Source organism: Pseudomonas sp. NGC7 (assembly GCF_047159675.1).
In the GTDB taxonomy this organism is placed as follows: Bacteria; Pseudomonadota; Gammaproteobacteria; order Pseudomonadales; family Pseudomonadaceae; genus Aquipseudomonas; species Aquipseudomonas kermanshahensis.
The window spans coordinates 3,871,820-3,898,381 of record NZ_BAAFZY010000001.1 but is presented as its reverse complement, the minus strand read 5'-3'; the positions used below and the strand labels follow the sequence as shown (position 1 = coordinate 3,898,381).

The following is a 26,562-nucleotide window of genomic DNA, read 5'->3' as shown; positions in this document are numbered from 1 at the left end:
CCCGAAGATGGCCTCTAGCCACAAAAAATTTACTAAGCGCTGAATTATTTTGTGTCCCTTTGTCTCTGATGCCATAGAGCATTCAGTGACAAGGAAATGGGCATGAAATCTCGCAAGAAAAGCGTCAAGCCAATTGGCTTGAAAGATATCACCATCGTCGACGACGCCAAGATGCGCAAAGCGATCACCGCTGCCGCACTGGGCAACGCCATGGAGTGGTTCGACTTCGGCGTTTATGGCTTCGTTGCCTACGCGCTCGGCAAGGTGTTCTTCCCCAACGCCGATCCCAGTGTGCAAATGATCGCCGCCCTGGCGACGTTCTCGGTACCGTTTCTGATTCGCCCGCTGGGCGGGTTGTTCTTCGGCGCCCTGGGCGACAAGTTCGGCCGGCAGAAGATTCTCGCCGCGACCATCGTGATCATGTCGTTGAGCACCTTTGCCATCGGCCTGATACCGTCTTACGCCACCATCGGCATCTGGGCGCCCATCCTGCTGTTGCTGGCCAAGATGGCCCAGGGCTTTTCGGTGGGCGGTGAATACACCGGGGCGTCGATTTTCGTCGCCGAGTACGCACCCGACCGCAAACGCGGCTTCCTCGGCAGCTGGCTGGATTTCGGCTCGATCGCAGGCTTTGTACTCGGCGCAGGTGTGGTGGTGTTGATTTCCACCGTGCTGGGCGAGGAGAAGTTCCTTGAGTGGGGCTGGCGCCTGCCGTTCTTCCTGGCCCTGCCGCTGGGCATCATTGGTCTGTACCTGCGCCATGCGCTGGAAGAAACACCTGCGTTCCAGCAACACGTCGAGAAGCTTGAGCAGGGCGACCGCGAAGGCCTGGCCTCCGGCCCCAAGGTGTCGTTCAAGGAAGTCGCCACCCAACACTGGCGCAGCCTGGTGACTTGCATTGGCGTGGTGATCGCCACCAACGTCACCTACTACATGCTGCTCACCTACATGCCCAGCTACCTGTCGCACAACCTGCATTACAGCGAAGACCACGGGGTGCTGATCATCATTGCGATCATGGTCGGCATGCTGTTCGTGCAACCGATCATCGGCCTGCTCAGCGACAAGTTCGGCCGCCGGCCTTTCATCATGGTCGGCAGTGTCGGGCTGTTCGCGCTGGCCATTCCGGCCTTCATGCTGATCAACAGCGGTGCGCTCGGGCTGATCTTTGCCGGGCTGTTGATCATTGCCGTGCTGCTGAACTTCTTTATCGGCGTGATGGCGTCGACGTTGCCGGCGATGTTCCCCACGCATATCCGCTACAGCGCGTTGGCCAGTGCCTTCAATATCTCGGTGCTGATCGCGGGGCTTACCCCGACCTTGGCGGCCTGGCTGGTGGAAAGCACGGGCAACCTGTACATGCCGGCGTATTACCTGATGGTGATCGCGGCCATCGGCCTGATCACTGGCCTGACCATGAAAGAGACCGCCAACAAGCCGCTGCGCGGCGCAGCACCTGCCGCATCGGACATCGATGAAGCGCGCGAGCTGCTGCAGGAGCACCACGACAATATCGAGCAGAAGATCGAGGACATCGACACGCAGATCGCCGAGCTTGAGGCCAAGCGCAAACTGCTGGTGCAGCAACACCCGCGCATCGATTAAGGGACGGGCCGAGGGTTCTTCGGCGCTACCCGCAGCGTTTGATTAACGCGGCATGTAGCCGCGTTGCCATGAGCGCGGAATGAACCGAGTCACCAGGGCCAGCAGGCACGCCAGCGCGCAACTGCCTGCCAGCGCCTGCAGGCCCAGTTGGTGCTCAAGCCAGGCGCCCAGTGCGGCGCCCAGCAGCATGCCAGCCCAAGGCACCAGCTGTACCCGCCAGCCGTTGCGCCGCTCGCCCAGCAACCAGCGCCCCAAGCCGCGGCCGAAGCGGGACAGGGCGCCGGTGACATAGGTCAGGCCGATCGGCAGGCCATTCACCTGTTCGACCACGGCATTGATCATGCCCATCGCCAGCGTCGCTGCCAGCAGCGCCGGAAAGGTGGCTTGCAGGGGCCAGGCCGCCGCCATGCCAAGCAGTACGGCGACCACCAGCAGCACCGGCCAGGCGCGGCGTCGGCAGGCCCGGGCCAGTATCACGCCCAGCGCATTGCCTGCTACAAAGCCGAGCACCGCACCACTCAGGCGCAGCACCATGGCCAGGTCCGCCTCGCTGATGGCCACTGCCAGACGGGTAGTGTTGCCACTCATGAACGACACGAAATCACCCAGCGCCAGCAGGCCGATGGCATCGGTCATGCCGGCCAGTACCGACAGCGCGGCTACCAGCCCCAGGCCCACGCGACCGCGCAGGGCCTGCAGCTTCAGCCGTCGTGCGTTGCGGGCGGGCAGTGCGTTGGGCAGCATGCTCAGCGCAGCAGTGTTTCGCGGGCCAGCGTGCCCTTGAGCGTTCGCTCGACCACATCGACCAGCACCATGGTCTGGTGGTCCACTTCGATGTTGAGCAGCTCGCCAGCCTTGTAGTGGGCGAACGTGGTCTGGCGCAAGGTCTCGGGGATCAGGTTGATGGTGATGACATTGTCATCGACATCGGCGACGGTCAGGCTGCAACCGTTGACCCCCAGGAAGCCGCGGGGGAATACGTACTTGGCCCATTGCGCTGGCATGCGGAAACGGATGAACGCACCGGTCTCTTCGATCACCTGTTCGACGATCTCGGCGGTGGTGGCGATGTGCCCAGCCATCAGGTGGCCGCCAACCTCCGCGTTCATCTTCGCCGAGCGCTCGATGTTCACGCTTTGGCCGGCCGTCAGGCAGCGCAGGTTGGTGCGTTCGAGGGTGGCATTCATGGCGTCGAACTTCACCTGGGTGCCGTCGATCTCGGTGACGGACAGGCACGTGCCCTCGACACTGACGCTGGCGCCGATCTTGAGGTCGTCGAGCAGTTCAGGGGTGAGGTCGACGGTGAACTGCCGGTGGCCTGGGTAAGGGGTCACAGCAAGCAGCGGGCGAACGGCCTGGACGATGCCGGTGTACATGGAAATTGCTCCTGGGCACGGGAAAATGAAGTCCCCCGGAAGCTATGCCTCTGAAGCGGTAAAAGCAAGGCGGCCGCCGCCCCTCACACATGCCCGCTGCTGCTCACGATGCGCAGGCACAGCGCCTCGTACGGCTCCAAGTTGACCATCAAGCGCCCATCTTCGGTCAAATCCCCCTCGACCGTCTCGTTGATCATGTCCACCACCGTTCCCGGTGTGAAACCGGTCAAGAGCAGCTCCTCGGCAATGACCGTCTGGCCAAAGTTCAGTGCGCTGATCTGGATGCCGCGCCCCGCTGGCAGCTCGTGCACCATCACCAGCAACCCAGGGCTACTGACCTCGGGCACCAGCACCTGGCGGCTGGTGGCGATGCCGTAGGCCTGGCGCACGGCCAGTAGTTTTTTCACCTTGCTGGCGAACGAGTCGCTGTTCTCGAGCTGGCTGTCGAGGCTGCCGTAGAGCGCCCGCGCCCGGGGCATGCCGCGCACCGACGCCTCGGCGTCGGGGGCGAGCCCGGCCAGGTCGTAGCCGCCACGGTGGATCCAGCGGGTGTCGCCATCGAGCATCCGTTCGGCCACCGCCTCGGCAGGCAAGGGCAGGGCGCCGACCAGGTCCCAGCCGGACAGTGCGACCACACCGGGCTGCATGGCGTTGTACATCACCAGCAGCAGGTGGATTTTCTGGATTCGCTCGATATCCGCTGCGTCGATCTGCGCAAGGTCGCGGATACCCAGCGCGGCGGTGATCAGGCTGGCGGTGGTGCAACTGATGCCATTGGTGACGAAGCGCAAGTTGTAGGGGGCATGTTCGCCAGACAAACGCTCATAGATTTCTTCGCGAATGTGCTCGCGCAAGATATTGCCAGGCAAGGTTTGGCCCTTGAACAGGTACATGTCGTGGGCATGCAGGGTCCAGAAGTGCACCAGTTCGACGGTCAGCTCGTCATGGTTTTGCAGGGCGTGGATCAAGGACGCCGGGTCGATCCCAAACGCGTGCATTTCCTTGAGCATCAGGCGCAGGAACTCGGTGTCGCCGGTCAGCAGTGCATGCTGGTAGGCGGGGCGGGTGATGAAGTCATAGGACAGATCGGCGCCGCCCGTGGACATCTGGGCAATGTCGTCGATTGTCAGGTTAAGCTCCTGAAAGCTGAACCCGCCCGCCTTGCGAATCATGCCGCCAATCAACTGGTTGCCGACGATCGACAGCGGGTGGCTTTCGGACCAAGCGGTGCCCTGGAGCCGCGTTTCCACCCCGAGAAAACCATTGGCATCCAGGCGCAGGCCACGCGCGCCCAGGCAGTCCAGCGCATGCAGGGCATCCCCGATGATCATCTGTTGGGCGGCGAAGGTTGGGTCGAGCCAGTTGAGCGACGGCTGCCCTTCCTTGAAGTAGTGCAGGTACACCCAGCGCCGGGTCTTGCCATCGACGCCGGTGATGGGCGGGGTGACGCTCCAGTCGGTCTCCTTGACCCCAGGCTCGAAGAAGATCACCCGCTGCAACTGGCCGACGATGTAGTGGCGGGCCTTGAGCTCGTCGCACACAGCCGGCAACAGGTTGACCGCATCACGGCCTGCCGGCACCTCGGGCAGCAGCGGCCAGTCTTCCTCGCGCACTTCGACCATGTGGTAGAGCCCAGGGTAGGCCCCGTGTGCCAGCTCAGCCAGGCGGAAGTCGGCACCTTTGCCGGTGTGCGAAGGGATCAGGTCATCGATGGTCACAGCGTTGTGCGCAGCGGCCATGCGGCTCATCTGGATCAAGTCCTGCTCGCTGCCGTAGAGCGGGTCGATGTCGAAGCTGATGCGGTCGAAGTTACCGTCCACGCTGGGGGTGAACTCGCGGCCACGCACGCCGCCGGACTGTTTGATCGGGCCAGTGTGCACGCCTTGTATGCCAATTTCCGACAAACGCTTCCACAGCGCCTCGTGGGCCAAGGCCGCCAGCACCGAGCCGCCCTCCGGGGCAATGATGGCGTCGGGGTAGACCGTGAGCCACACCGAGGCGATTTCAGTGGCGCGGCGGGGCTGGGCTTCGGCGTAGGGGTTCTGCCACAGGCGCGATTGCCCCGAATACAGGCGAGCCCGTTCCTGGGAGGCCTTGAGCATGGAACGGTCCTCGAGCCACTTGATGTATGACGGGTCGGGTTGGGTCATCTCGCGTCCTCTCTGCGTGTCGGCACCGGCCACAGTTATGACGACGTTGCAGGCGGAACGTTCGGATCAGGTCTACGTCTCCTGCACGTTTTGTGTGTAGGAGCGGCCTTGCGTCGCGAAAGGGTTGCGAAGCAGCCCCCGACTTTGGCGTCGCCGCACATATTGTTGGGGCCGCGTTGCGGCCCTTTCGCGACGCAAGGCCGCTCCTACAGGGGACGCGTATTCCGTGAGGTCGGCAACCCAGCGGTTCACCGCCGCGCTGCGTGTCGGCACCGGCCGTTTGGATCAAGTTTTCGCCTCCTGCGCGTTTTGTGTGTAGGAGCGGCCTTGCGTCGCGAAAGGGCTGCGAAGCAGCCCCAGGGATGCGCATTCCGTGAGGTCGGCAACCCAGCGGTTCAACGCCGCGCCGACAACTGCTGCGGTGCCAGAAATGCACCATGAAAGTAGTTGCGCAACGCCTGCATCGCCGGGCTGAACGCCCGCTCGCGATGCCAGGCCAGGCCCACGCTCATCGGCGTGACCGGGTCGCTGATGGTCACCGTCTCGATCCGCTTGCCTTCCAGCGACCATGGCCTGTGCACCAGGTCGGAGAGGATCGCCACGCCGCTGCCATTGGCAACCATGCTGCGCACGGCCTCCACCGAGCTGGTCCGCACGCGCACGCTGGGCCGCTGCCCGGCCTGCTCCCAGTAACGCATGGCACTTTGTTCGGCTTCGTCCACGGTCAGCAGAATGAACGGTTCGCTGGCCACATCGGCCAGGCTCACCGCCGAGCGCTCGCACAGCGGGTGGTGGCCGGGCAGCCACAGCCGGCGCTCGGAGTTGAACAGGGTTTCCGAGACGATATCCGGGTGGGTGAGGTTGGCGGTGAGCACCACGGCCATGTCGAAGCGCCCCTCCAGCAGCCCTTGCTCGATCGCGCTGCGCTCCTGCTCATGCACTTCCAGGGTCACGTCCGGGTGCCAGTGTTCGAGGCGTTGCAGGTGGTGTGGCAAGAAGTAGCCAATCACCGTATAGCTCGCCGCCAGGCGCAGCAGGCCGCTGGCGCGCACGTCTGGCAGCGGGCTGTTCAGCGCATCGTCGACGCTGCGCAAAATCACGTAGGCGCGGTTCAGAAAGTGCCGGCCCGCCTCGGTCAGGCTCATGCCCTGGGCCGAGCGCTGGAACAGCAGCACGCCGAGCATCGCTTCGAGTTCCTTGATTGCGGTGGTCACCGCCGACTGGGAAATGTTCAGGTGGATCGCCGCCTGCGAAATCTGGCCGATCTCGGCAGTGGCGACGAAGTAGCGGACCTGGCGCAGGGTCAATGACACGGTTGGCTCCCGGTGTATCTGATTTTCAGAAGACACCCTATCTGTTTATAGATCTTCCCAAGGGGGTGTGGAAAATCTAACGTGGCTTGCATGCAGTCACAAGTGCCAGGAGATACGTTCATGCAGGTGGTGGATTTCAATTCGGACATGGGTGAGGGCTTCGGCCCGTGGACCATCGGTGATGGCGTCGACAACGAGCTGATGGCTTTTATCAGCTCGGCCAACATCGCCACCGGCTTCCATGCCGGCGACCCCGGCACCATGCGCCGCACTGTCGAGCGGGCTAAGGCGCTGGGCGTGGGCGTCGGTGCACACCCAGGCTTTCGTGACCTGGTCGGTTTCGGCCGCCGGCACATTAATGCCACCGCCCAGGAGCTGGTCGACGACATCCTGTATCAACTGGGTGCGCTGCGTGAAATCGCCCGTGCGCAAGGTGTGACCTTGCAGCACATCAAGCCCCACGGCGCGTTGTACATGCACCTGGCGCGCGATGAGGTGGCGGCCCGGCTGCTGGTGCAGAACCTGCGCGTGGTCGAGCCGCAATTGTTGTTGTACTGCATGCCAGGCTCGGTGATCTGCCGTATTGCCGAAGAACTGGGCCAGCCGGTGGTGCGCGAGTTCTATGCCGACCGCGAGTACGATATGAGCGGCTCCATCGTGTTCACCCGCAACGTGCGCGGCTACCAACCCGAGGCCGTCGCCGAGCGCGTGCTGCGCGCTTGCCAGCAAGGCCTGGTGCGCACGGTCGAGGGGCAGGACCTGGCCATCAAGTTCGATTCCATCTGCCTGCACAGCGATACCCCCGGCGCACTCGACCTGGTCGAGGCAACGCGCAAGGCGCTGGATCAGGCCGGTATCGAGGTGCGTGCACCACGCTGAGTTTTACCGGCACCTGGCGCACCTAGGCCGGGGCCGCTGCATCGATTTGATTTCGCCTGCCTTTCTATAAAGATTCCAAGAAAAGGAACAGTCATGGCCGAGCCGGTTGCTTCTACCCCGATCCGCTACAGCTTCGGTGCCGACGAGCACCTGTTTGCCGAAGTCAGTGACAGCATGTCGCTGGAGGCCTTTTTCAAAGGCATGGCCGTCACCCGCGCGGTGGAGCGGCTTGGCCTGGAGGGCGTCCTCGACGTGTGCCTGGCCAACGCGTCGTTCCAGATCCGCTTCGACCCTGACCGTATTGCCCCCGAGGCCCTGCTCGAAGCCGTACGCGGCGCCGAGGCAGAGGCGGTGGCCGAGCGCTCGCTGCACACCCGCATCATCGAAATCCCGGTGCTGTACAACGACCCCTGGACCCACGAAACCCTGATGCGTTTTCGCGATCGCCACCAGGACCCGAGCAGCACCGACCTTGAGTATGCGGCGCGCGTCAACGGCCTGGCCGATGTCGAGGCGTTCATCGCCGCCCACAGCGGCGCACCCTGGTTCGTGTCGATGGTTGGCTTCGTCGCCGGCCTGCCGTTCATGTTCCAGATGGTCGAGCGCGAGCGGCAACTGCAGGTGCCCAAGTACCTGCGCCCACGTACCGACACGCCCAAGCTGACCCTTGGCCATGGCGGGTGCTTCGGTTGCATCTACTCGGTGCGCGGGGCGGGAGGCTACCAGATGTTTGGCGTCACCCCGGCACCGATCTACGACCCGCAGCAGACACTGGCCTACCTCAAGGCGCACATGGTGTTCTTCCGCCCGGGTGACATCGTGCAGTTCAAGCCGATCGACCGCCGCGCCTATGACCAGGCGGTGGCGGATGTGGAAGACGGTTGCTTCAACCTGCGCATTCGTCCGGTGGCGTTCTCCCTGGATGCCTTCCTCGCCGACCCGGTCGGCTACCCCAAGACGCTGCAGGAGGTGCTGGCATGATCAAGGTACTCAAACCCGGCCTGGCCACCTCGGTACAGGACCTCGGTCGCGAGGGCTATTACCACCTGGGCATTCCGCCTTCCGGGGCGCTTGACCAGTACGCTTTGAGCGCAGCCAACCATCTGGTCGGCAACCCGGCAGGCGCTGCGGGGCTTGAATGCGCGCTGGTGGGCCCAGAACTTGAGTTCCAGCAGGATGCGCTGGTGGCGGTGTGCGGCGCGCAGATGCCGGCATTGCTCGACGGCCGTGAGCAGCGCCCTGACACCGCGTTCGCGGTCAGGGCAGGGCAGGTGTTGCGCTTCGGGTTCCCCACAGCAGGTGCCCGGGCGTACCTGGCTGTCGCCGGAGGTATCGATGTGCCCGAGGTGCTCGGCAGCCGATCGACTTACGCGCTGGGGGCCTTGGGTGGGCACCATGGGCGAAAGTTGCTGGCAGGCGATGTGCTGCCGGTCGGTGTGCCCAGCGGCAAGACCCGCGCCGGCGCTAGCCTGCCGATGGCGTTGCGACAGTCGCTGGGTGGCGAGGTGGTGTTGCGGGTGGTCCCAGGCTTGTATTTCCATCGCCTGACCGATGCAGCGGCGCAGCGCTTCTTTACCGAGGCATGGACCGTCGGCTCCGAGGCAGACCGAATCGGCTACCGCTACAAAGGCGGTAGCCCATTGAGTTTCCAGCAGCGTGAGCAGCCGTTTGGCGCCGGCTCGGACCCCTCGAACATCGTCGACAGCTGCTACCCGATCGGCTCGATCCAGGTGCCGGCGGGGCTGGAGCCGATCATTCTGCACCGCGATGCGGTGTCCGGAGGCGGGTACGCCATGATCGGCACCGTGATCAGTGCCGACCTGGATCTGGTCGGACAGATGCAGCCTAATCAGCAGGCGCGGTTTTTGCCGGTGAGCCTGGAGCAGGCGTTGGAGGCACGGCGGTCGTACAAGAAGAAGCTGGGGTGTGTTGCCAGGCTGTTTGGCTGAGTGCTGGGGCCGGATCTTGCTTTCCCGTTATCGGTCAGAGGATTTCGGTATTCTCTGGCCGTTCTCGTTTATTTGCTTTCCCCGCTGCGCAGCCACCTCCAGCGCCTGCCCATCCCGCTGCTTACCCTGGCGTGCCAGGCCTTCGAGCTGGGGTATCAGCATCCCTTCCGGCAAATGCCGCCAGAACCGCCCCGGCATGTGCAGGCGCAGCGCGTCCGGGTTGAGGCGGGCGGGGTTGAAGGTGTGGCGATAGTAGGTGCGCCACAGCTCGGCGCCGGGGTCGTCGGCATTGCGTGCCCATTGCCGCCACTCGTCAGGGCAGGTGCGCCGGTAGTCGAAGGCCTGGCCGTCGAAGCGGATAGCGTCGGCGGGGGTGGCGATCAACCAGCGTTGCCGGCCCAGGCGGTCGGCGAAATGCGCACTGGCACTGTGCAGGATGTCGTGGGCGGGTTCGTAGTAGGCGACCAGGTCCAGTTGCAGCTGCTGCGCCAACGCTTCGGGTAGCGGCACGAAGCGTACAAAGGCATGCAGGTGATGGGCTTCACGGCTGACCTGTTTGATGCGCCGGTGCAATTCGCTGCCCAGGCGATCGCCGGCCAGCATCGCGGTGCGGTCACCATGGGCCACGCGCCAGAGCACTTCGTACAGCAGGTTCCAGCGTTGCTCGCCGCGGTAGCAGGCTGCCTGCTCCAGCTGGCTCAGTAGCGCTGCCGGCACTTTGCCGCGAAACGGGCCGGGGCCTTGGGGCAGCGGTGCAGGGATGGCCAGCAGATCATCGATCGGGCCTTGTGACCAGGTGACGTCGGCTGGGTCAATGCCATGGCCGAGCAGCGTTCGGGCTTGGTCACGCCAGGTGGCGAAGCTGTCATCGCAGTCGAGCGCGATCATCCCCATAACCCCATTTGCACCGGTGCCTGGGGTTCGCGCAGGCGTTCGCGCAGCAGGCCGCTGCGCAGCTCGGCCTGGGCCGGGCGGTAGTCACTGGTGACGATGAATGGGCGCGCTTTGTCCAGCACGCAGCGCAGTTGAATCAGGTCGTCGTAGCGGACGCGCCGCTCTCGTCGCAGCGCTACCAAACGCTGCACGCTGCGCAGGCCGATGCCCGGGATGCGTGCCAGCAGGGCTGGCTCGGCGCGGTTCACATCCAGCGGGAAGACCTCACGGTTGGCCAGCGCCCACGCAAGCTTCGGGTCGATGTCCAGTGCCAGGTTGCCGCTTTGCGCCAGCAGTTCGCCGGCCTTGTAGCCATAGCCACGCAGCAGGAAGTCGGCTTGGTACAGGCGGTGTTCCCGCAGCAGCGGCGGCGCTGCCAGGGGCACACTGTCGGGGCTGTCGGGGATCGGGCTGAAAGCCGAGTAGTACACGCGCTTGAGGCCGTAGCCCTGGTACAAGGACTCGGCATTGCGCAGCAGGGTGCTGTCGTCGGTGGCGTCTGCGCCGACGATGACCTGGGTGCTTTGCCCGGCCGGGGTAAAGCGCGGCGCCTTGGGTTCGTTGGCCACGGCTTGCTGGCCGTGGTGGATGACCGCCATGGCCTGGCGGATGGTGTGCGCGTGTTTCTCAGGGGCCAGACGCTTGAGGCTGGCGTCGGTCGGTAACTCGATGTTGACGCTCAGGCGGTCTGCCAGGCGCCCGGCTTCTTCGATCAGCAGCGGGTCGGCATCGGGGATGGTCTTGAGGTGGATGTAGCCGCGGAAGTTGTGCTCCTCGCGCAGCAGGCGTGCCACGCGGATCAATTGCTCCATGGTGTAGTCGGCCGAGCGGATGATGCCCGAACTGAGAAACAGGCCGCTGATGCAGTTGCGCCGGTAGAAGTCGAGGGTCAGGCGCACCACCTCTTCTGGGGTAAAGCGCGCCCGCGGCACGTTGCTGGAGCGCCGGTTGACGCAGTACTGGCAATCGTAGAGGCAGAAGTTGGTCAGCAACACCTTGAGCAGCGATACGCAGCGCCCGTCCGGGGTATAGCTGTGGCAAATGCCCATGCCATCGGTGGCACCCAGGCCTTCGCTGCCGCGCGAACTACGCTTGGGCGCACCGCTGCTGGCGCAAGAAGCATCGTACTTGGCGGCGTCGGCAAGAATGCCGAGTTTGGCGATGAGTTGCATGGCGGCTGACTCGAAATACTGAATATTCATACAGTATTTTGAGAATACCCTGATTGCAAGCCCAATCGATGAAGGCGGTGGATCAATGCCCGAGTAAATCCGTCAGCTAAGCTTGTGCTGGACTTACGGACAGCAACGAGGCGCGCGGGAGAGGACATGACAATCACGATCGAAGCGAAGCGGGCGCTGGCCGGCCTGGCGCTGGCCATGGGGTTGGGCGCAGTCATGCTCAACGCCCAGGCCGCTGAAACCAAAAAGGTCGATGTACTGCTGGTGGGCGGCGGCATCATGAGTTCGACCCTGGCTATCTGGCTCAACGAGCTGGAGCCCGGCTGGTCGATGGAGATGGTCGAGCGCCTGGACAAGGTGGCCGAAGAAAGCTCCAACGGCTGGAACAACGCCGGTACCGGCCACTCGGCCTTGGCCGAGCTGAACTACACGCCAGAAAAAGATGGCAAGATCGACATCAGCAAGGCCGTGGAGATCAACGAGTCATTCCAGATCACCCGCCAATTCCTTGCTTGGCAGGTCAAGCAGGGCGTGTTGAAGAACCCCCATTCCTTTATCAACACCACACCGCACATGAGCTTCGTCTGGGGCGACGACAACATTCGCTTCCTGAAGAAGCGTTATGAGGCGTTGCAAGCCAGCCCGCTGTTCAAGCCCATGCAGTATTCCGAAGACCACGAACAGATCCGCAAATGGGTGCCCTTGATGATGGAGGGCCGCGACCCCAATCAGAAACTGGCCGTGACCTGGACGCCGATCGGTACCGACGTCAACTTTGGCGAGATCACTCGGCAGTATGTGGGTTACCTGCAGACTCGGCCTAACTTCGGCCTCAAGCTGTCGAGCGAGGTACAGGACATCACCCGCAACGACGACGGCTCATGGCATGTCGAGTACAAGAACCTGAAAGATGGCAGCCAGGCGGCCACCGATGCCAAGTTCCTGTTCATCGGCGCCGGCGGCGCGGCGCTGCCCCTGTTGCAGAAGTCGGGCATCGATGAAGCCAAGGACTATGCCGGCTTCCCGGTCGGTGGTTCGTTCCTGGTCACCGATAACCCGGCCATTGCCCAGCGCCACATGGCCAAGGCCTATGGCATTGCGGCAACCGGCGCGCCGCCGATGTCGGTACCGCACCTGGACACCCGTGTCCTCGATGGCAAGCGCATGATCCTGTTCGGGCCGTTTGCTACCTTCTCGACCAAGTTCCTCAAGCAGGGCTCGTTGCTCGACCTGTTCGCCAGCGCCAGTGTTCACAACGCCTGGCCGATGGTGAGGGTAGGGGTACGTGAGTTCGATCTGGTGCAGTACCTGGTCGGACAGGTCTTGCAGTCGGACGATGACCGCTTCGAAGCGCTGCGCACCTACTTCCCCGAGGCCAAGAAAGAAGACTGGCGCCTGTGGCAAGCCGGCCAGCGGGTGCAGATCATCAAGAAGGACGAGGCCCAGGGTGGGGTGCTCAAGCTGGGTACCGAAGTGGTCACGTCCAAGGACGGCAGCATCGCCGGCCTGCTTGGGGCCTCACCGGGTGCCTCGACCGCGCCGCCGATCATGCTCGATGTGTTGAACAAGGTGTTCAAGGACAAGGTGGCCTCGCCGCAGTGGCAAGCGAAGATCAAGCAGATCGTGCCGTCTTACGGCATTCGCCTGAACGAGCACCCGGACAGGGTGCAGCAGGAGTGGACGTATACCAATGAGGTGCTGCAGCTGAATCCACCGTCAGTACCGTAAACAGGCCGAATGCGCTGTAGGAGCAGCCTTGTGCTGCGAAAGGGCCGGTCTGGCTATTGAGGATGTTGTTGCCGCACAGGCCTCTTCGCAGCACAAGGCTGCTCCTACAAAAACGCGCGCACTCTGCAGGCTGCGCTTGGCTGAATGTTGTCCATCTACACTTACACAGCACATCACGGCGAATGTCGTGGTGAGCGAATTAATCACCGGACCACCGCCCCCTCGGACCCGGACTTCCCTCGTCGACGGTGGCCTTCTTGCAGAGGAGGGCAGGTCATGGACGAGGCACGGCTTCACGAATTCATGGGCAAGCTGGTGGGTGACATGGGCGCTGCGGCGACCCTGGCCAATGTCATTCTGGGCGACGAGCTCGGGCTGTACCGGGCGATGGCCGACAGCCTGCCGACCACCCCCGACGCGCTCGCGGCCAAGACCGGTTGCCACCCGCGCCTGGTGCGCGAATGGCTCAATGCCCAGGCGGCGTCGGGCTACATGGTGCATGACAAGGGCAGTTTCGTGCTGCCCGAAGAACAGGCCATGGCCCTGGCGCTGGAGGACTCGCCGGCCTACATGGCCGGTGGCGCCGCAGTGGTGGCGGCGCTGTTTCACGACAAAGACAAGCTGGTCGCGGCCATGCGTGGCGACGGCGGGCTGGCGTGGGGCGACCATCACCCGTGCATGTTCAGCGGCACCGAGCGGTTCTTCCGGCCGGGTTATCGGACGTTCCTGGTGGCCGAGTGGCTGCCGGCGCTGGACGGGGTAGTGGCGAAACTGCAAGCGGGCGCCAAGGTGGCCGATGTGGGCTGTGGCCATGGCGCCTCGACGTTAGTCATGGCCCAGGCGTTTCCTGCATCGACCTTTGTTGGCTACGACTATCACGGGCCATCCATCGCCACCGCCAACCAGCGCGCCGAAGAGGCGGGGTTGGGCGCGCGGGTGCATTTCCAGCAGGCCACCGCTAAGGACTACCCCGGCCACGACCATGACCTGGTGTGTTTCTTCGATTGCCTGCACGACATGGGTGACCCGGTGGGCGCGGCGCGTCATGCCTACCGTGCCTTGAAGGCTGACGGCACGGTGATGCTGGTGGAACCGTACGCCGAAGACTCGCTGGAGGGCAACCTGACGCCGGTAGGGCGCTTGTTCTACGCAGCGTCGACGTTTATCTGCACGCCGAACTCGCTGTCTCAGGAGGTGGGGTTGGGGTTGGGTGCCCAGGCCGGGGAGGCGCGGCTGCGGGCGGTGTTCGAAGAGGCGGGGTTCACCCGGTTCCGGCGTGCGACGCAGACACCGTTCAACCTGATCCTGGAGGCGCGTAAATAGCCGCTGCCCTTGCCGCAACCGGGCCATTCGGCTTTTACGCATTGTAATGCCGCGCCCTGATCGTCAGAATCGCGCCCGGTTGTCGAGCAAGGGGCTTACGTTGAACGAACAGACACTCTCCATGCGCCTGGAGCGCGTGGCGGCGCATGTGCCACACGGCGCGCGCCTGGCCGATATCGGCTCGGACCACGGTTACTTGCCGGTAGCGTTGATGCTGCGCGGCACTATCGAAGCGGGCGTGGCCGGTGAAGTGGCGCAGACGCCCTTTGCCTCCGCTCAGCGCAATGTGCGCCGCAATGGCTTGGAAGCACGCATCACCATTCGCTTGGCCGATGGGCTAGAGGCGATCGAAATAAATGACCGGATCTCTGCCGTCAGCCTCTGCGGCATGGGCGGCGACACCCTGTGCGAAATTCTGGAACGCGGCAAGCATCGCTTGAACCGCACCGAGCGCCTGATCCTGCAACCCAATGGCGGCGAGTGCGCGCTGCGGGGCTGGCTAATGACCAATGGCTATCGCATCGTCAGCGAAGAGTTGCTGCGGGAGAACCGCTTCGACTACGAAATCATCGTCGCCGAACCGTGTGAGGCAGTGGCGTATACCGCCGAAGAACTGTACTTCGGCCCACTGTTGATGCGCGAGAAAAGCCCAGCGTTCATGACCAAATGGCAGCGCATGTTGCGTCAGAAGCAGCAGACGTTGGCCAACTTCGAACGCGCCCGGGATGCAATCCCACAGGAAAAGCGCGACGATTTCGCCCGGCAAATCACCTGGATCAACCAGGTATTGGCCTGACTTACTGCTGCGAGCAGTTGCCCATTTCCCGGTAGTTGATTTCGCGGGTGTGGCCTTGATGGTCGACATAGACCATGTGCGCGGTGCCAACCTGGCAATCGGCTGCATTGCTGGCTGGGGTGATGGAGATGACTTTGGCCACATCCAGCGGCATGCCGTATTCGTAGTTGCTGCTGGCAACAGGCTGGTCAGTGCCCGCGTCAGCCAAGGCGCCGAACGAGGCGAGGGCAGCGGTAACGGCAAGCACAGCGATCGAACGTTTCATGGCAGGTTCCTTTTTCAATGTTTTACCAATGATGTATTCATTGGTGATCCACAATAAATGGGCTAACCCGTGATAGATTCCTGCCTTGAACGTAAGAATAAGATTGAACAAGGAGCCCATCCCTCATGGACATGCTGCATGCCATGCGTACCTTCACCCGGGTGGTGGAGTGCGGCAGCTTTGCGGCGGCTGCCAATGCCCTGGATATTTCAGCGGCGCAGGTGTCGCGCATCGTTGCCGAGCTTGAGAATCAGCTACAGACCCGTCTGTTGCACCGCACTACGCGCCGTTTGCGCATGAGCGAGGCGGGCGAGCGTTTTCTTGAGCGCGCCCGGCAAATCATGTTATTGACCGAAGAAGCCGTGGGCGAAGCGCGCGGCGCGCACCTCACGCCCCGTGGCCGCTTGCGCCTGCATTGCCCGCATGGCCTGGGCCTGCTGCTGATGCCGCTGGTGGCGGGCTACAACGCGCTGTGCCCTGAGGTGGTGGTCGAATTGACCCTGTCCCAACGCAACCCCGACCCGCTGGCTGAAGGGCATGACGTGGTGATCACCGTGGACGGGGCCTTGCCGGACTCGCAATTGATCGCAGTGCCCTTGGGCGACATCTTCAGCATCCCCTGTGCCGCGCCCAGCTACCTGGAGACCTTTGGGGTGCCTGAGCGGCCGGAAGACCTGCATGATCATCGTTGCCTGCGCATGGCGTATCCGATGTATGAAGGCGACTGGGTATTCCCGCAAGGCGTCGATCAGTGCGTGATCGCGCCGCGAGACAGCTTCCTGACCAACGTAGCCGACGCCATGCTGCTGGCCAGCGAGTTGGGCATGGGCATCGGGCTGTTGCCGTTCTACACCGCCAGCCAGGCCATCGAGCAGGGGCGTTTGCGCCGGCTGCTGGCCCCGTATCGCCTGCGCGAGTGTGCGTTGTACGCGATCTACCCGTCGCGGCACTACTTGGATGCCAAGGTGCGCACCTGGATCGACTACCTCAAGGAACAGCTACCCGCGCTGTTCGAGGCCCATGCGCGGATAGTGGATGATGAGCGGTATTGGCGCTGAAACGGGCTGATTTAGCTGGAACCTGTGGGGCTGGCTTGCCGGCGCCCACAGGTTTGGCGACTCGCTACAGCGGATAGTGCTTGAGCTCCCGTGCAATCAGCATCCGCTGGATCTCGCTCGAGCCTTCGTAGATCTGCGTGATTCGTGCGTCGCGGTAATAGCGTTCCACCGGGTAATCCTCCAGGTAGCCATAGCCACCATGCACCTGGATGGCCATGGAACATACCCGCTCGGCCATTTCCGACGCGAACAGCTTGGCCTGCGAAGCCTCCGACAGGCACGGCTTACCGGCACTGCGCAAGCGGGCTGCATGCAGGATCAGCAGGCGTGCGGCATTCACCTGTACCTGCATGTCAGCCAGCAGGTTGGCGATGCTCTGGTGTTCGTTGATCGGCTTGCCGAACTGCACCCGATCACGGGAGTAGACCAGCGCGGCTTCGAACGCGGCGCGGGCGATACCCAATGCCTGCGCGGCGATGCCGATACGCCCACCTTCGAGGTTGGACAAGGCGATGGCCAGGCCCTTGCCGCGCTCACCGAGCATATTGGCAGCCGGGATGCGGCAGTTGTCGAAGGTCACCGCGCAGGTATCAGAGGCGCGGATGCCCATCTTGTGCTCGCTGCGGTCAACCTTGAAGCCAGGGTTGTCAGTGGGTACCAGGAAGGCCGACAGGCCTTTCTTGCCCAGTTCCGGGTCGGTCACCGCGAAGACGATCGCCAGGCCTGCTCGGCGGGCATTGCTGACGAACTGCTTGGACCCGTTGATTACCCATTCGCCCTCCACGCGTTCGGCACGGGTGCGCAGGTTGTGCGCCTCGGAGCCGGCCTGGGGTTCGGTCAGGCAGAAGCAGCCAATTACCTCGCCCGTGGCCAGGCGTGGCAACCAAGCCTGTTGCTGTTCGGCTGTGCCATAAGCCAGCAACGGGCCGCAGCCCACCGAGTTGTGGATGCTCATCATCGCCCCGGTGGCGCCGCAGCCAGCGGCGATTTCTTCCACGGCCAGAGCGTAGGCGACGTAATCGGTGTAGCTGCCGCCGAAGGCTTCAGGCACCACCATGCCGAGCAGCCCCAGCTCGCCCATCTTGCGGACCACGCCATCATCGATCCAGCCGGCTTTTTCCCAGGCCTGGGCATGGGGCGCGATTTCGCCACGGGAAAAGTCCCGGGCCATGTCGCGGATCATGATCTGCTCTTCGCTCAGTTCCAGGTCTTGCATCTGTGTACTCCCGGGCTCACAGGCCTTCGAAGAATTGGTCGACCCGCTGGCGCTCGAGCTCGGCCAGGGTGGGCGGGTTCCAGCGTGGCTGCTTGTCCTTGTCGATGATCAGGGCACGCACGCCCTCGATGATGTCGCCGTACTGGAACCACTGGCGGTCCAGGTGCAGCTCCATGGCAAAGCACGCCTCAAGTGCCAGGTGGCGACCGCGGCGCAGCATTTCCAGCGTAACCGCCATGGCCAGTGGCGAGCGGCTTTCCAGCTGGTCGGCGGTGGCCAGGGCCCATGGGTGGCTGTCGCCGATGCTGACGGTGCGCAGTTGCTCGATGATCGCTGGCAAGTCGGGGAGGGCAAAGAAATGGTCGATGACCGGGCGCAGCTTCTCCAGCGGCGCGTCATCCAGCACCTGAGTGCCGAGCTTGGCCAGCAGGCCTTGCAGGTCCTTGAGCGGGTGGTCGCCAAAGGTCAGGCGGTCCAGGCCCTGGTCGAGTGCGGTGAGTTTATCGCAGGGCACATGCCAGTCGGCGAGCCCGCAATACAGGGCGTCGGCGGCCTGGATCTGGGTGCCAGTGACACCGAGGTAAGTGCCCAGCTCGCCAGGGAGGCGTGAGAGGAAATAGCTGCCGCCCACATCCGGGAAATAGCCGATGCCGACTTCCGGCATGCCCAGCCGGCTGCGCTCGGTCACCACCCGCAGGTCACAGCCTTGGGCCAGGCCCATGCCGCCGCCCAGGGTGAAGCCGTCCATCAGCACCATCACCGGTTTGCGGTAATGATGGATGCACAGGTCGAGCGCGTATTCCTCGACGAAAAAGTCTTCATGCAGGCGTTCTGCGTTTTTGTAGCTGTCGTGCAGCGAGCGGATGTCGCCACCGGCGCAAAACCCTTTAGGGCCCGCACCACGCAGTACCACTGCGCGCACCTGCGGGTCGTCTGCCCATTGGTCGAAGTGCTGGCGCAGGCTGCGCACCATATCCAGGGTCAAGGCATTGAGGCCGGCGGGGCGGTTCAGGGTCAGGTGGCCAATCTGGTTGCGGACTTCAGCCAAGACATGATCCGTTGCCGAAGTGTAAGCATGCGCGGTCATCGCGTTCTCCCTGCTTTGTTATTGATTTTCCAAGTGAAGTCTGGAGTTCGCTGGAGGATCACTGGATCCTGTCATGCGAATTTGTCGTGCACAATCGGCAAATCTGCAGGGGTGTTCTGCATTTTTGCCTTGTGTTCAGGTTAAGCCTTGCAGCGCCTGGGAGATCGAGCGCCGCCCGCGCGGCGCTCGAACTGCGCCCCCCACTAATATCACGCCATACACCCCAAGCCCACTCCACCCTCAATTCATTAACCTGAGCGTAACGATCACCCAACCAGCTTGATTGATGCACCCTCACGCCTCGCCCTAAGGTGGCTCCACGACAGCGAACCCGTGGAGTCACCATGACAACAACCAAGAATCCACCGCCGCAATGGTCGCGGCGGCGCGCCGAGAAGCAGCGCCGCCTCGACCGGGTCCGCCACCTTGCCGACGGCGTGGTGCTGCCCACCGCGCATATCGTCGAGGCACTGGAACTGTTACTCGCCCCCGGCGACCGGGTGGTGCTGGAAGGCAACAACCAGAAGCAGGCCGATTTTCTCTCCCGCTCACTGGCCAAGGTCGACCCGGCGCGGCTGCACGATTTGCACATGATCATGCCCAGCGTCAGCCGTGCCGAGCACCTCGACCTGTTCGAGCGGGGCATCGCCCGCAAGCTCGACTTCTCGTTCGCCGGGCCACAGAGCCTGCGTATCGGGCAACTGCTGGAAGATGGCCTGCTCGAAGTCGGCGCCATCCATACCTACATCGAGCTGTACTCCCGGCTGCTGGTCGACCTCATCCCCAACGTGACCCTGGTCGCGGGCTTCATGGCCGACCGGGATGGCAACCTCTATACCGGCCCCAGCACCGAAGACACACCGGCCCTGGTCGAACCCGCCGCCTTCAGTGACGGCATCGTCATTGCCCAGGTCAACCAATTGGTGGAGCGGGTCGACGACCTGCCGCGCGTCGATATCCCCGCGTCCTGGGTCGACTTCGTGGTGGTCGCCGACCAGCCGTTCTACATCGAGCCGCTGTTCACCCGCGACCCACGCCACATCAAGCCCGTGCATGTGCTGATGGCGATGATGGCGATCCGTGGCATCTATGAAAAACACCAGGTGCAGTCGCTGAACCACGGCATTGGGTTCAATACCGCAGCCATCGAGCTGATCTTGCCGACCTATGGCGAATCCCTTGGCCTAAAAGGCAAAATTTGCCGCAACTGGACGCTCAACCCTCACCCCACGCTGATTCCCGCTATCGAAACGGGTTGGGTCGAGAGCGTGCATTGTTTTGGTACTGAACTGGGCATGGAAGACTACATCGCCCAGCGCCCGGACGTGTTTTTCACCGGCCGCGACGGCTCGCTGCGCTCCAACCGCATGATGTGCCAGTTGGCGGGGCAGTACGCCGTCGACCTGTTTATTGGTGCCACGTTGCAGGTGGATGGCGACGGCCATTCTTCGACCGTGACCCGCGGCCGACTGGCGGGCTTTGGCGGTGCGCCGAACATGGGCCACGACCCCCGTGGGCGCCGCCACGCGACACCGGCCTGGCTCGACATGACCGTGCCCGAAACGATGCTCGAGCGCGGCCGCAAGCTGGTGGTGCAGATGGTCGAGACCTACCAGGAGGGCGGCAAGCCCACCTTCGTCGAAACCCTCGATGCGGTCGAAGTGGCGAAAAAAGCCGGCATGCCGCTGGCACCGGTGATGATCTACGGCGACGACGTTACCCACTTACTCACCGAAGAAGGCATTGCTTACCTGTACAAGGCGCGCAGCCTTGAGGAGCGCCAGCAGATGATTGCAGCCGTGGCCGGTGTCACCGCCATTGGCCTGCGGCATGACCCCAAAGACACCCAGCGCCTGCGCCAGCAGGGCCTGGTGGCGTTGCCCGAGGACTTGGGCATTCGCCGTACCGATGCCAGCCGTGAGCTGCTGGCTGCGCGCAGCATCGCCGACCTGGTGGAATGGTCCGGTGGCCTGTACAACCCACCCGCACGGTTCAGGAGCTGGTGATGAAAGTACTCGACCTGCAATCGCATGGGCTGCTTCGCGAGCAAGCTCGCTCCTACCGGTATGTAACGGGCCTTAAAGCCAGTGGGGGCTCTGTGGGAGCGGGCTTGCCCGCGAAGAGGGCTGAACAGACAACCGAAATCCCTCTGGCCGATCACCTGGCGGATTTGGCAGTAGAAGCCCTGATCGACGAAGTCGATCTGTCGCCCAAACCGGGCCTGGTAGACCGCCGCAGCAACGGTGCGCACACCGACATGACGCTAGCGTTGATGCATGCGTCTGCGCTGGCCCTGTGGCCGTGCCTGCGGCAGATGGCCGAAGCGGCCGAGGCCATTGGCGGCGTCGGCCAGCCCTTGCGCACTGCGCTAGGCCGCATTGGCCGCGAAGGCGAGGCCGCGATGCTGGCGACCACCGGCGGGGTGAATACCCACCGAGGCGCGATCTGGGCTCTGGGGCTGCTGGTGGCGGCCTGTGCCCTGGGTCCCCACGCTGACCCGTGCGCAGTGGCGGCCCGCGCCGGGCGCATCGCGCTGATCGACGACCCGGGCGCAGCATCGGAAGACAGCCATGGTGCCCACGTAAGGCGCCGTTATGGCAGCGGCGGAGCCCGTGAACAGGCGCAATTGGGTTTCCCAGCGGTTATCGCGCATGGCCTGCCACAGCTCCAGCGCAGCCGTGCCTTAGGTGCCAGCGAAACCCACGCGCGGCTCGATGCCTTGCTGGCGATCATGGCGGCGCTGGCCGACACCTGTGTGCTTTGGCGCGCCGGGCCACAAGGGCTGGCCACGGTCCAGCAGGGTGCCCGCGCCGTCCTCGACGCCGGTGGCAGCGCCACGCTGGACGGGCGGCGGCAACTGCGCCTTTTGGATGAACACTTGCTGCAACTGAATGCCTCTCCGGGTGGCGCTGCCGATCTGTTGGCGGCCTGCCTGTTCCTCGACAAAGCCGGGAGCCTGTGACATGGAAACCCTGACCTTTCAATTTCCCGCCGCCGAACCGGGGCGCGGGCGCACCGTGGTCGGCTGCGTCAGCTCCGGCGACCTGGAAGTGCTGATCGAACCCGGCATCGCCGGCAGCCTGCAGATCCAGGTCGTGACGTCGGTCAACGGCAGCGGCGCGCGCTGGACGCAACTGTTCCAGCGCCTGTTCGAAGGCCGCCAATGGCCAGCGGTGAACATCGACATCCATGATTTTGGCGCCACCCCAGGCGTGGTGCGCCTGCGCCTGGAGCAAGGTTTCGAGGAGATCGCCCATGACTGACACCGAGCGTTTGCTGCACAGCCGCAGCCTCGTCGAAATGGGCGCCCGCCAGCGCGCCCGGGCACTGCTTGACCCGGGCACGTTCCGCGAGCTGCTGGGCCCCTTCGACCGGCTCATGTCACCTTGGCTGCCGCGCCAGGGCATCGTGCCCCAGGCCGATGATGGCGTGGTCATCGCCAAAGGCCGGCTGAATGGCCGCAACACGGTGGTCGCCGCTATCGAGGGTGGCTTCCAGGGCGGCAGCATGGGGGAGGTGGGCGGGGCGAAGATCGCCGGTGCACTGGAACTGGCCATCGAAGACAACCGTAACGGCACCCCGACCTGCGCCGTGCTGCTGCTGGAAACCGGTGGCGTGCGCCTGCAGGAAGCCAACCTGGGCCTGGCGGCAATCGCCGAGATCCAGGCCGCGATCGTCGAGCTGCGCAGCTACCAGCCGGTGATCGGCCTGATCGCAGGCTCGGTCGGCTGCTTCGGCGGTATGTCCATCGCTGCCGGCCTGTGCAGCCACCTGCTGGTCACCCGTGAGGCGCGCCTGGGCCTCAATGGCCCGCAGGTCATCGAGCAGGAAGCGGGCATCGCCGAATACGACGCCAAGGACCGCCCCTTTATCTGGAGCCTGACCGGTGGCGAGCAGCGCCATGCCAGTGGGCTGGTCGACGGCTACGTGGCCGATGATGCAGATGCAATACGCCAGCAGCTTGTGCACCTGCTCGACACCCCCGCCGCAGACCGTGCTCGCCGCCACGCCTGGTACCTCGAGCGGCTGTCGCGCCTCGGCGATGACTGCCCGCAACTGAATGCCGCCGCCGTATGCAGCCTCTACCAAGGAGAAGCCAAATGAACCGAGCCATGAACTGGCTGCCGGGCCTGGCCGGCGGGCAAGTGCTGCCGGGTTACCCCGCGTCGCTGCAGGTGATCGACGGCGAACTGGACAACCGCCTGGCACGCTTCATTGCCGTGGTGCCCGATGCGCACAACCCGTTCCCCCGGGCGCGTGCGGGCGAGGTCGGCTTGCTGGAAGGCTGGGGGCTGGCCAAGGCGGTGAGCGAAGCGGTCGCGGCAGACCGCGACGGCGAGAAGCGGGCCATCGTCGCCGTCATCGATGTGCCCAGCCAGGCCTATGGCCGCCGCGAAGAGGCGCTGGGCATTCACCAGGCGCTGGCCGGTGCGGTGCAGGCGTATGCCGAGGCGCGCTTGGCCGGGCACCCGGTGATTGGGCTGCTGGTCGGCAAGGCGATGTCTGGCGCCTTCCTCGCGCATGGCTATCAAGCCCAGCGCCTGATCGCGTTGGACGACGCTGGGGTGATGGTGCACGCCATGGGCAAGGCCGCTGCCGCGCGCATTACATTGCGCAGCGTCGAAGCACTGGAGGCCCTGGCCGCCGAAGTACCGCCGATGGCCTATGACCTCGACAGCTATGCCTCGCTGGGCTTGCTGTGGCGACGTCTTGGCGTGGACAACGCCGAGACGCCAAGTGCGGCCGACCTGGCCAAGGTACGTACCTGCCTGGCCGAAGCGGTGCGCGATATCGGCAACTCGACCGACCTGTCATCTCGGCTGGCGGGCGAAAACCGGCGTGCCTCCCGCGAGGTGCGCGAACACTTGCGCCGTCAGTGGCAGGGGGCCTGAGATGAATAGCCCACGCGCGCACGACCTGCTGTGGGGGTTGCCCCTTTGCGCGCTGCCTGAAGATGCCCCGCAGTGGGCGCATCAGGTGGTGGCAAGCGGTCAGCCGGTGGTGGTGCGCCGCGCCGCCTGCGCTGACGGCTGGGTGGCGGTGGGCCTGCGCGGCCTGAGCCGGGATCAGCGGCTGGGCACACAGATGCGCCTGGCCGATATCCAACGCCTGCAAAGCCCTGAGGCCCTGCGCTGGCAAACACCGAGCCCGTGGCCTGCATTGCAGGCGTTGGCCTCGGTGGCCCCGGTGCTCGATACCACCGGGCTGGCCTGGGGGCCGACAGGTGGGGTGGGGTACCAACTCGCCACCGAGACTGGCGTGTTGCACCTGGCCAGTGATCTGGACGTGGTCGTGCGCACGCCACACCCCCTGGCACGCACAAAAGCACGGGAACTGCTGGACATACTGGACTGCGCGCCATGCCGTATCGATGTGCAATTGGAAACACCGGCAGGTGCCGTGGCCCTGCGTGAGTGGGCCGGTGTTGCCCGCCGCGTACTACTCAAGTCGCCCCATGGCGCGCGCTTGGTGGCTGACCCCTGGGCTGCCTGGGGGTGTGCGGCATGAGCAGCTTGTTCGCGTTCCCCGGCCAGGGTGCCCAGCAGGTAGGCATGTTGCACCGCTTGCCCGAGGGGGCCGGCCCACTGTTGGAGGAGGCCAGCGATACGCTGGGCCATCAGGTGCTGGGCCTGGACAGCGAGCAGGCATTGCAGAGCACCCGGGCCGTGCAGCTGTGCCTGTTGCTGACCGGGGTGGCCTGGGCGCGCCGACTGCTGCAGCAAAGTCCCGCCCCCGACTATGTGGCAGGGCTGTCGATAGGGGCGTATCCCGCTGCTGTCACGGCCGGTGCGCTGGCGTTCGCCGATGCCGTGCGCCTGGTTGCCCTGCGCGGTGAGTTGATGCAGCGCGCCTATCCGCAGGGGTATGGCATGACCGCGCTGAGTGGCCTGGACCTGGCCAGTGTCGAGCGCTTGCTGGTGGAGGCGGGCGGTGAGGTCTACATCGCCAACCTCAACAGCGAAAACCAGATCGTCATTGCCGGCAGCGAGGCGGCCATGGCTGCGGTGGCCCAACGCGCGCGCAGCCTGGGCCAGGGCGTCGCGCGGCGCCTGGCGGTCAGCGTGCCGTCCCATTGCCCACTGCTCGACGCCCCGGCTGCGGAACTGGCCGAGGCCTTTGCTGCGGTCGAACTGCGAAGGCCCATCATCACCTACCTGAGCGGCAGCAGTGCACGGCCGATCCACGACCCGCAACGCTTGCGCGACGACCTGGCCGGCAACATGGCGCGGGTGGTGGACTGGCGTGCCACGTTGCGCAACGCCTATGAACGCGGGGTGCGCCTGCACTTGGAAATACCACCGGGCAGTGTGCTCAGCGGCCTGGCCCGCCAGGTGTTCGCCAATGGCCGCGTGGTAGCCATCGAGTCCACTCGGCTGGACAGCGTCGACGCCTTAATGCGTCAGGAGGTGGCCGGCAACCGATGACCGTGCTGTGCAACGCGAAGGACAACAACAAGCAACTTCGACAACACCTGAGGACAACAACAATGATTATTTATGGTGTGGCTCTGCTGGCAGTGTGCACGCTTGCCGGCGTTATCGTCGGCGACTTCCTGGGCGTGCTGCTGGGCGTCAAATCCAACGTGGGCGGGGTCGGTATCGCCATGATCCTGCTGATCTGTGCGCGGCTGTACATGCACCGCCACGGCGGCATGAGCAAGGAGTGCGAATTCGGCGTCGGCTTCTGGGGCGCGATGTACATTCCGGTGGTGGTGGCCATGGCGGCCCAGCAGAACGTGGTCACGGCCCTGCACGGCGGGCCGGTGGCGCTGCTGGCGGCCGTCGGCGCGGTACTGGTGTGTGGCGCGACCATCGCGCTGATCAGCCGCAGCCACCGCGGTGAACCCTTGCCCGCACTGGAGCCCACACCCGAAACACCTGGGCAGGTTGCCCCTGCAGGAGGGCGCTGATCATGTGGCCGATCGTTGACAATGCCTTGGAACACAACGGCCTGATCACCGCGTTCGCGGTTGTCGGGGCGATCATGTGGTTGTCGGTACTGATGTCCAAATACCTGACGTTCGGCCGGGTGCACGGCTCGGCGATTGCCATCGTCATTGGGCTGGTGCTGGCCTGGGTTGGCGGTACCGTGACCGGCGGGCAAAAGGGCCTGGCGGACATGGCACTGTTCTCTGGCATCGGCCTGATGGGTGGGGCGATGCTGCGCGACTTCGCCATCGTCGCCACGGCCTTCGAAGTGCAGGCCACCGAGGCGCGCAAGGCCGGGATGATTGGCGCCGTTGCGTTGCTGCTGGGCACGGTGCTGCCGTTTATCGTCGGTGCGGCGGTGGCCTATGCCTTCGGCTATCGCGATGCCGTAAGCATGACCACCATTGGCGCGGGCGCGGTGACCTATATCGTCGGGCCGGTGACTGGGGCGGCGCTGGGTGCGAGCTCGGACGTGATGGCCTTGTCGATAGCCACCGGGTTGATCAAGGCCATCCTGGTGATGGTGTTCACCCCGGTGTCGGCCCGCCTGCTGGGCCTGGACAACCCGCGTTCGGCCATGGTGTTCGGTGGCTTGGCAGGGACGGTGTCGGGGGTGACCGCAGGCTTGGCGGCCACGGACCGGCGGCTGGTGCCGTACGGCGCGCTGACCGCGACCTTCCATACCGGCTTGGGCTGCTTGATGGGCCCTTCGATCCTGTATTTCTGCGTGCGCGGCTTGATCGGCTGACCCACCCTTCACCCCCTCTGTGTAGG

General features: G+C 64.4%; 26 protein-coding genes. 17 read left to right on the top strand and 9 right to left on the bottom strand.

Annotation, left to right across the window (positions count from 1 at the left end; translation table 11 throughout):
- Nucleotides 1–102: 102 nt before the first annotated feature.
- On the top strand, nt 103–1,605 hold the full coding sequence (gene proP, locus ACMCNM_RS17410; RefSeq protein ID WP_027593503.1) for a glycine betaine/L-proline transporter ProP: 1,503 nt from the start codon (nt 103–105) through the stop codon (nt 1,603–1,605).
- Nucleotides 1,606–1,647: 42 nt separating this feature from the next.
- On the opposite strand, the gene ACMCNM_RS17405 is transcribed toward proP, so the two are convergent.
- From ACMCNM_RS17405 to ACMCNM_RS17390, 4 genes are all read right to left on the bottom strand, one after another.
- Nucleotides 1,648–2,349, bottom strand: a complete 702-nt coding sequence (locus ACMCNM_RS17405; RefSeq protein WP_186680112.1) for a YoaK family protein — start codon at nt 2,347–2,349, stop codon at nt 1,648–1,650.
- A 2-nt stretch (nt 2,350–2,351) separates the two neighbouring features.
- A complete protein-coding gene (locus tag ACMCNM_RS17400) occupies nt 2,352–2,981 on the bottom strand; it encodes a riboflavin synthase subunit alpha (RefSeq protein ID WP_186680111.1) in 630 nt (209 codons plus the stop codon).
- Between the two features lie 83 nt (nt 2,982–3,064).
- Nucleotides 3,065–5,131, bottom strand: a complete 2,067-nt coding sequence (gene treS, locus ACMCNM_RS17395; RefSeq protein ID WP_412765036.1) for a maltose alpha-D-glucosyltransferase — start codon at nt 5,129–5,131, stop codon at nt 3,065–3,067.
- 395 nt (nt 5,132–5,526) lie between these two features.
- Nucleotides 5,527–6,444 carry a LysR family transcriptional regulator gene (locus ACMCNM_RS17390; protein WP_027593499.1) on the bottom strand — a complete coding sequence of 306 codons (918 nt, stop codon included), beginning with the start codon at nt 6,442–6,444 and terminating at the stop codon, nt 5,527–5,529.
- A gap of 120 nt (nt 6,445–6,564) precedes the next feature.
- Here ACMCNM_RS17390 and ACMCNM_RS17385 point away from each other — a divergent pair, with 120 nt between their 5' ends.
- The 3 genes from ACMCNM_RS17385 (at nt 6,565) to ACMCNM_RS17375 (ending at nt 9,272) form a co-directional block, all read left to right on the top strand.
- Nucleotides 6,565–7,323: a 5-oxoprolinase subunit PxpA gene (locus ACMCNM_RS17385; RefSeq protein WP_412765934.1), complete on the top strand. Its 759-nt coding sequence runs from the start codon at nt 6,565–6,567 to the stop codon at nt 7,321–7,323.
- Nucleotides 7,324–7,416: 93 nt separating this feature from the next.
- Nucleotides 7,417–8,304, top strand: coding sequence for a 5-oxoprolinase subunit B family protein (locus ACMCNM_RS17380; protein ID WP_027593497.1), 888 nt, complete (start codon nt 7,417–7,419; stop codon nt 8,302–8,304).
- Nucleotides 8,301–9,272 carry a biotin-dependent carboxyltransferase family protein gene (locus tag ACMCNM_RS17375; protein WP_412765035.1) on the top strand — a complete coding sequence of 324 codons (972 nt, stop codon included), beginning with the start codon at nt 8,301–8,303 and terminating at the stop codon, nt 9,270–9,272. Before ACMCNM_RS17380 ends, ACMCNM_RS17375 begins: the two co-directional genes overlap by 4 nt.
- 27 nt (nt 9,273–9,299) lie before the next feature.
- Here the strand turns inward: ACMCNM_RS17375 and ACMCNM_RS17370 are convergent, their stop codons facing one another.
- A complete protein-coding gene (locus tag ACMCNM_RS17370; RefSeq protein WP_412765034.1) occupies nt 9,300–10,166 on the bottom strand; it encodes a TIGR03915 family putative DNA repair protein in 867 nt (288 codons plus the stop codon).
- Nucleotides 10,157–11,377, bottom strand: a complete 1,221-nt coding sequence (locus tag ACMCNM_RS17365; RefSeq protein WP_412765033.1) for a putative DNA modification/repair radical SAM protein — start codon at nt 11,375–11,377, stop codon at nt 10,157–10,159. Before ACMCNM_RS17365 ends, ACMCNM_RS17370 begins: the two co-directional genes overlap by 10 nt.
- Before the next feature lie 156 nt (nt 11,378–11,533).
- Here ACMCNM_RS17365 and mqo point away from each other — a divergent pair, with 156 nt between their 5' ends.
- The 3 genes from mqo to ACMCNM_RS17350 all read left to right on the top strand — a co-directional run bounded on the left by mqo (nt 11,534) and on the right by ACMCNM_RS17350 (nt 15,233).
- Nucleotides 11,534–13,114, top strand: a complete 1,581-nt coding sequence (gene mqo, locus ACMCNM_RS17360) for a malate dehydrogenase (quinone) (RefSeq protein ID WP_412765032.1) — start codon at nt 11,534–11,536, stop codon at nt 13,112–13,114.
- A gap of 276 nt (nt 13,115–13,390) precedes the next feature.
- Complete coding sequence (locus ACMCNM_RS17355; protein WP_027593492.1) at nt 13,391–14,437, top strand: class I SAM-dependent methyltransferase; 1,047 nt, start codon at nt 13,391–13,393, stop codon at nt 14,435–14,437.
- Nucleotides 14,438–14,537: 100 nt separating this feature from the next.
- The gene (locus ACMCNM_RS17350; RefSeq protein WP_412765031.1) at nt 14,538–15,233 is read left to right on the top strand and encodes a tRNA (adenine(22)-N(1))-methyltransferase; all 696 of its coding nucleotides are present in this window, start codon (nt 14,538–14,540) and stop codon (nt 15,231–15,233) included.
- Between the two features lies 1 nt (nt 15,234).
- On the opposite strand, the gene ACMCNM_RS17345 is transcribed toward ACMCNM_RS17350, so the two are convergent.
- Complete coding sequence (locus ACMCNM_RS17345; RefSeq protein ID WP_186680092.1) at nt 15,235–15,498, bottom strand: DUF2790 domain-containing protein; 264 nt, start codon at nt 15,496–15,498, stop codon at nt 15,235–15,237.
- Nucleotides 15,499–15,623: 125 nt separating this feature from the next.
- On the opposite strand from ACMCNM_RS17345, the gene ACMCNM_RS17340 reads away from it, so the two are divergent.
- Nucleotides 15,624–16,556 (top strand): LysR family transcriptional regulator, encoded by a 933-nt coding sequence (locus tag ACMCNM_RS17340; RefSeq protein WP_027593489.1) that lies wholly within the window; start codon nt 15,624–15,626, stop codon nt 16,554–16,556.
- 64 nt (nt 16,557–16,620) lie between these two features.
- Here ACMCNM_RS17340 and ACMCNM_RS17335 read toward each other — a convergent pair whose 3' ends face one another.
- Together ACMCNM_RS17335 and ACMCNM_RS17330 are read right to left on the bottom strand one after the other, a co-directional pair.
- Entirely contained in the window at nt 16,621–17,772 is a 1,152-nt protein-coding gene (locus ACMCNM_RS17335; protein WP_099429168.1) for an acyl-CoA dehydrogenase family protein, read from the bottom strand.
- Nucleotides 17,773–17,788: 16 nt separating this feature from the next.
- The gene (locus ACMCNM_RS17330; RefSeq protein WP_412765030.1) at nt 17,789–18,859 is read right to left on the bottom strand and encodes an enoyl-CoA hydratase/isomerase family protein; all 1,071 of its coding nucleotides are present in this window, start codon (nt 18,857–18,859) and stop codon (nt 17,789–17,791) included.
- 344 nt (nt 18,860–19,203) lie between these two features.
- Between ACMCNM_RS17330 and mdcA the strand changes: the two genes are divergently transcribed.
- From mdcA to madM, 9 genes are all read left to right on the top strand, one after another.
- A complete protein-coding gene (gene mdcA, locus ACMCNM_RS17325; protein WP_027593486.1) occupies nt 19,204–20,865 on the top strand; it encodes a malonate decarboxylase subunit alpha in 1,662 nt (553 codons plus the stop codon).
- On the top strand, nt 20,865–21,821 hold the full coding sequence (locus tag ACMCNM_RS17320; RefSeq protein ID WP_412765029.1) for a triphosphoribosyl-dephospho-CoA synthase: 957 nt from the start codon (nt 20,865–20,867) through the stop codon (nt 21,819–21,821). The genes mdcA and ACMCNM_RS17320 overlap by 1 nt, the downstream gene beginning before the upstream one ends.
- A 1-nt stretch (nt 21,822) precedes the next feature.
- Nucleotides 21,823–22,122 carry a malonate decarboxylase subunit delta gene (locus ACMCNM_RS17315; RefSeq protein WP_085272968.1) on the top strand — a complete coding sequence of 100 codons (300 nt, stop codon included), beginning with the start codon at nt 21,823–21,825 and terminating at the stop codon, nt 22,120–22,122.
- Nucleotides 22,115–22,963, top strand: a complete 849-nt coding sequence (locus ACMCNM_RS17310; protein WP_412765028.1) for a biotin-independent malonate decarboxylase subunit beta — start codon at nt 22,115–22,117, stop codon at nt 22,961–22,963. Before ACMCNM_RS17315 ends, ACMCNM_RS17310 begins: the two co-directional genes overlap by 8 nt.
- Complete coding sequence (gene mdcE, locus ACMCNM_RS17305; protein WP_027593482.1) at nt 22,960–23,751, top strand: biotin-independent malonate decarboxylase subunit gamma; 792 nt, start codon at nt 22,960–22,962, stop codon at nt 23,749–23,751. Before ACMCNM_RS17310 ends, mdcE begins: the two co-directional genes overlap by 4 nt.
- Before the next feature lies 1 nt (nt 23,752).
- Entirely contained in the window at nt 23,753–24,367 is a 615-nt protein-coding gene (locus ACMCNM_RS17300; protein WP_412765027.1) for a malonate decarboxylase holo-ACP synthase, read from the top strand.
- Entirely contained in the window at nt 24,364–25,284 is a 921-nt protein-coding gene (gene mdcH, locus ACMCNM_RS17295; RefSeq protein ID WP_186703796.1) for a malonate decarboxylase subunit epsilon, read from the top strand. The genes ACMCNM_RS17300 and mdcH overlap by 4 nt, the downstream gene beginning before the upstream one ends.
- Before the next feature lie 62 nt (nt 25,285–25,346).
- Nucleotides 25,347–25,769, top strand: a complete 423-nt coding sequence (gene madL / locus ACMCNM_RS17290; RefSeq protein WP_186678009.1) for a malonate transporter subunit MadL — start codon at nt 25,347–25,349, stop codon at nt 25,767–25,769.
- A 2-nt stretch (nt 25,770–25,771) separates the two neighbouring features.
- Complete coding sequence (madM, locus tag ACMCNM_RS17285; protein WP_412765026.1) at nt 25,772–26,536, top strand: malonate transporter subunit MadM; 765 nt, start codon at nt 25,772–25,774, stop codon at nt 26,534–26,536.
- Nucleotides 26,537–26,562: the final 26 nt, after the last annotated feature.

Excerpts from the sequence above, each read along its gene's own strand:
- proP (WP_027593503.1), top strand. The coding sequence starts at position 103 with ATGAAATCTCGCAAGAAAAGCGTCAAGCCAATTGGCTTGAAAGATATC.
- ACMCNM_RS17405 (WP_186680112.1), bottom strand. The coding sequence starts at position 2,349 with ATGCTGCCCAACGCACTGCCCGCCCGCAACGCACGACGGCTGAAGCTG.
- ACMCNM_RS17400 (WP_186680111.1), bottom strand. The coding sequence starts at position 2,981 with ATGTACACCGGCATCGTCCAGGCCGTTCGCCCGCTGCTTGCTGTGACC.
- treS (WP_412765036.1), bottom strand. The coding sequence starts at position 5,131 with ATGACCCAACCCGACCCGTCATACATCAAGTGGCTCGAGGACCGTTCC.
- ACMCNM_RS17385 (WP_412765934.1), top strand. The coding sequence starts at position 6,565 with ATGCAGGTGGTGGATTTCAATTCGGACATGGGTGAGGGCTTCGGCCCG.
- ACMCNM_RS17380 (WP_027593497.1), top strand. The coding sequence starts at position 7,417 with ATGGCCGAGCCGGTTGCTTCTACCCCGATCCGCTACAGCTTCGGTGCC.
- ACMCNM_RS17375 (WP_412765035.1), top strand. The coding sequence starts at position 8,301 with ATGATCAAGGTACTCAAACCCGGCCTGGCCACCTCGGTACAGGACCTC.
- ACMCNM_RS17370 (WP_412765034.1), bottom strand. The coding sequence starts at position 10,166 with ATGGGGATGATCGCGCTCGACTGCGATGACAGCTTCGCCACCTGGCGT.
- ACMCNM_RS17365 (WP_412765033.1), bottom strand. The coding sequence starts at position 11,377 with ATGCAACTCATCGCCAAACTCGGCATTCTTGCCGACGCCGCCAAGTAC.
- mqo (WP_412765032.1), top strand. The coding sequence starts at position 11,534 with ATGACAATCACGATCGAAGCGAAGCGGGCGCTGGCCGGCCTGGCGCTG.
- ACMCNM_RS17355 (WP_027593492.1), top strand. The coding sequence starts at position 13,391 with ATGGACGAGGCACGGCTTCACGAATTCATGGGCAAGCTGGTGGGTGAC.
- ACMCNM_RS17345 (WP_186680092.1), bottom strand. The coding sequence starts at position 15,498 with ATGAAACGTTCGATCGCTGTGCTTGCCGTTACCGCTGCCCTCGCCTCG.
- ACMCNM_RS17340 (WP_027593489.1), top strand. The coding sequence starts at position 15,624 with ATGGACATGCTGCATGCCATGCGTACCTTCACCCGGGTGGTGGAGTGC.
- ACMCNM_RS17335 (WP_099429168.1), bottom strand. The coding sequence starts at position 17,772 with ATGCAAGACCTGGAACTGAGCGAAGAGCAGATCATGATCCGCGACATG.
- ACMCNM_RS17330 (WP_412765030.1), bottom strand. The coding sequence starts at position 18,859 with ATGACCGCGCATGCTTACACTTCGGCAACGGATCATGTCTTGGCTGAA.
- mdcA (WP_027593486.1), top strand. The coding sequence starts at position 19,204 with ATGACAACAACCAAGAATCCACCGCCGCAATGGTCGCGGCGGCGCGCC.
- ACMCNM_RS17320 (WP_412765029.1), top strand. The coding sequence starts at position 20,865 with ATGAAAGTACTCGACCTGCAATCGCATGGGCTGCTTCGCGAGCAAGCT.
- ACMCNM_RS17315 (WP_085272968.1), top strand. The coding sequence starts at position 21,823 with ATGGAAACCCTGACCTTTCAATTTCCCGCCGCCGAACCGGGGCGCGGG.
- ACMCNM_RS17310 (WP_412765028.1), top strand. The coding sequence starts at position 22,115 with ATGACTGACACCGAGCGTTTGCTGCACAGCCGCAGCCTCGTCGAAATG.
- mdcE (WP_027593482.1), top strand. The coding sequence starts at position 22,960 with ATGAACCGAGCCATGAACTGGCTGCCGGGCCTGGCCGGCGGGCAAGTG.
- ACMCNM_RS17300 (WP_412765027.1), top strand. The coding sequence starts at position 23,753 with ATGAATAGCCCACGCGCGCACGACCTGCTGTGGGGGTTGCCCCTTTGC.
- mdcH (WP_186703796.1), top strand. The coding sequence starts at position 24,364 with ATGAGCAGCTTGTTCGCGTTCCCCGGCCAGGGTGCCCAGCAGGTAGGC.
- madL (WP_186678009.1), top strand. The coding sequence starts at position 25,347 with ATGATTATTTATGGTGTGGCTCTGCTGGCAGTGTGCACGCTTGCCGGC.
- madM (WP_412765026.1), top strand. The coding sequence starts at position 25,772 with ATGTGGCCGATCGTTGACAATGCCTTGGAACACAACGGCCTGATCACC.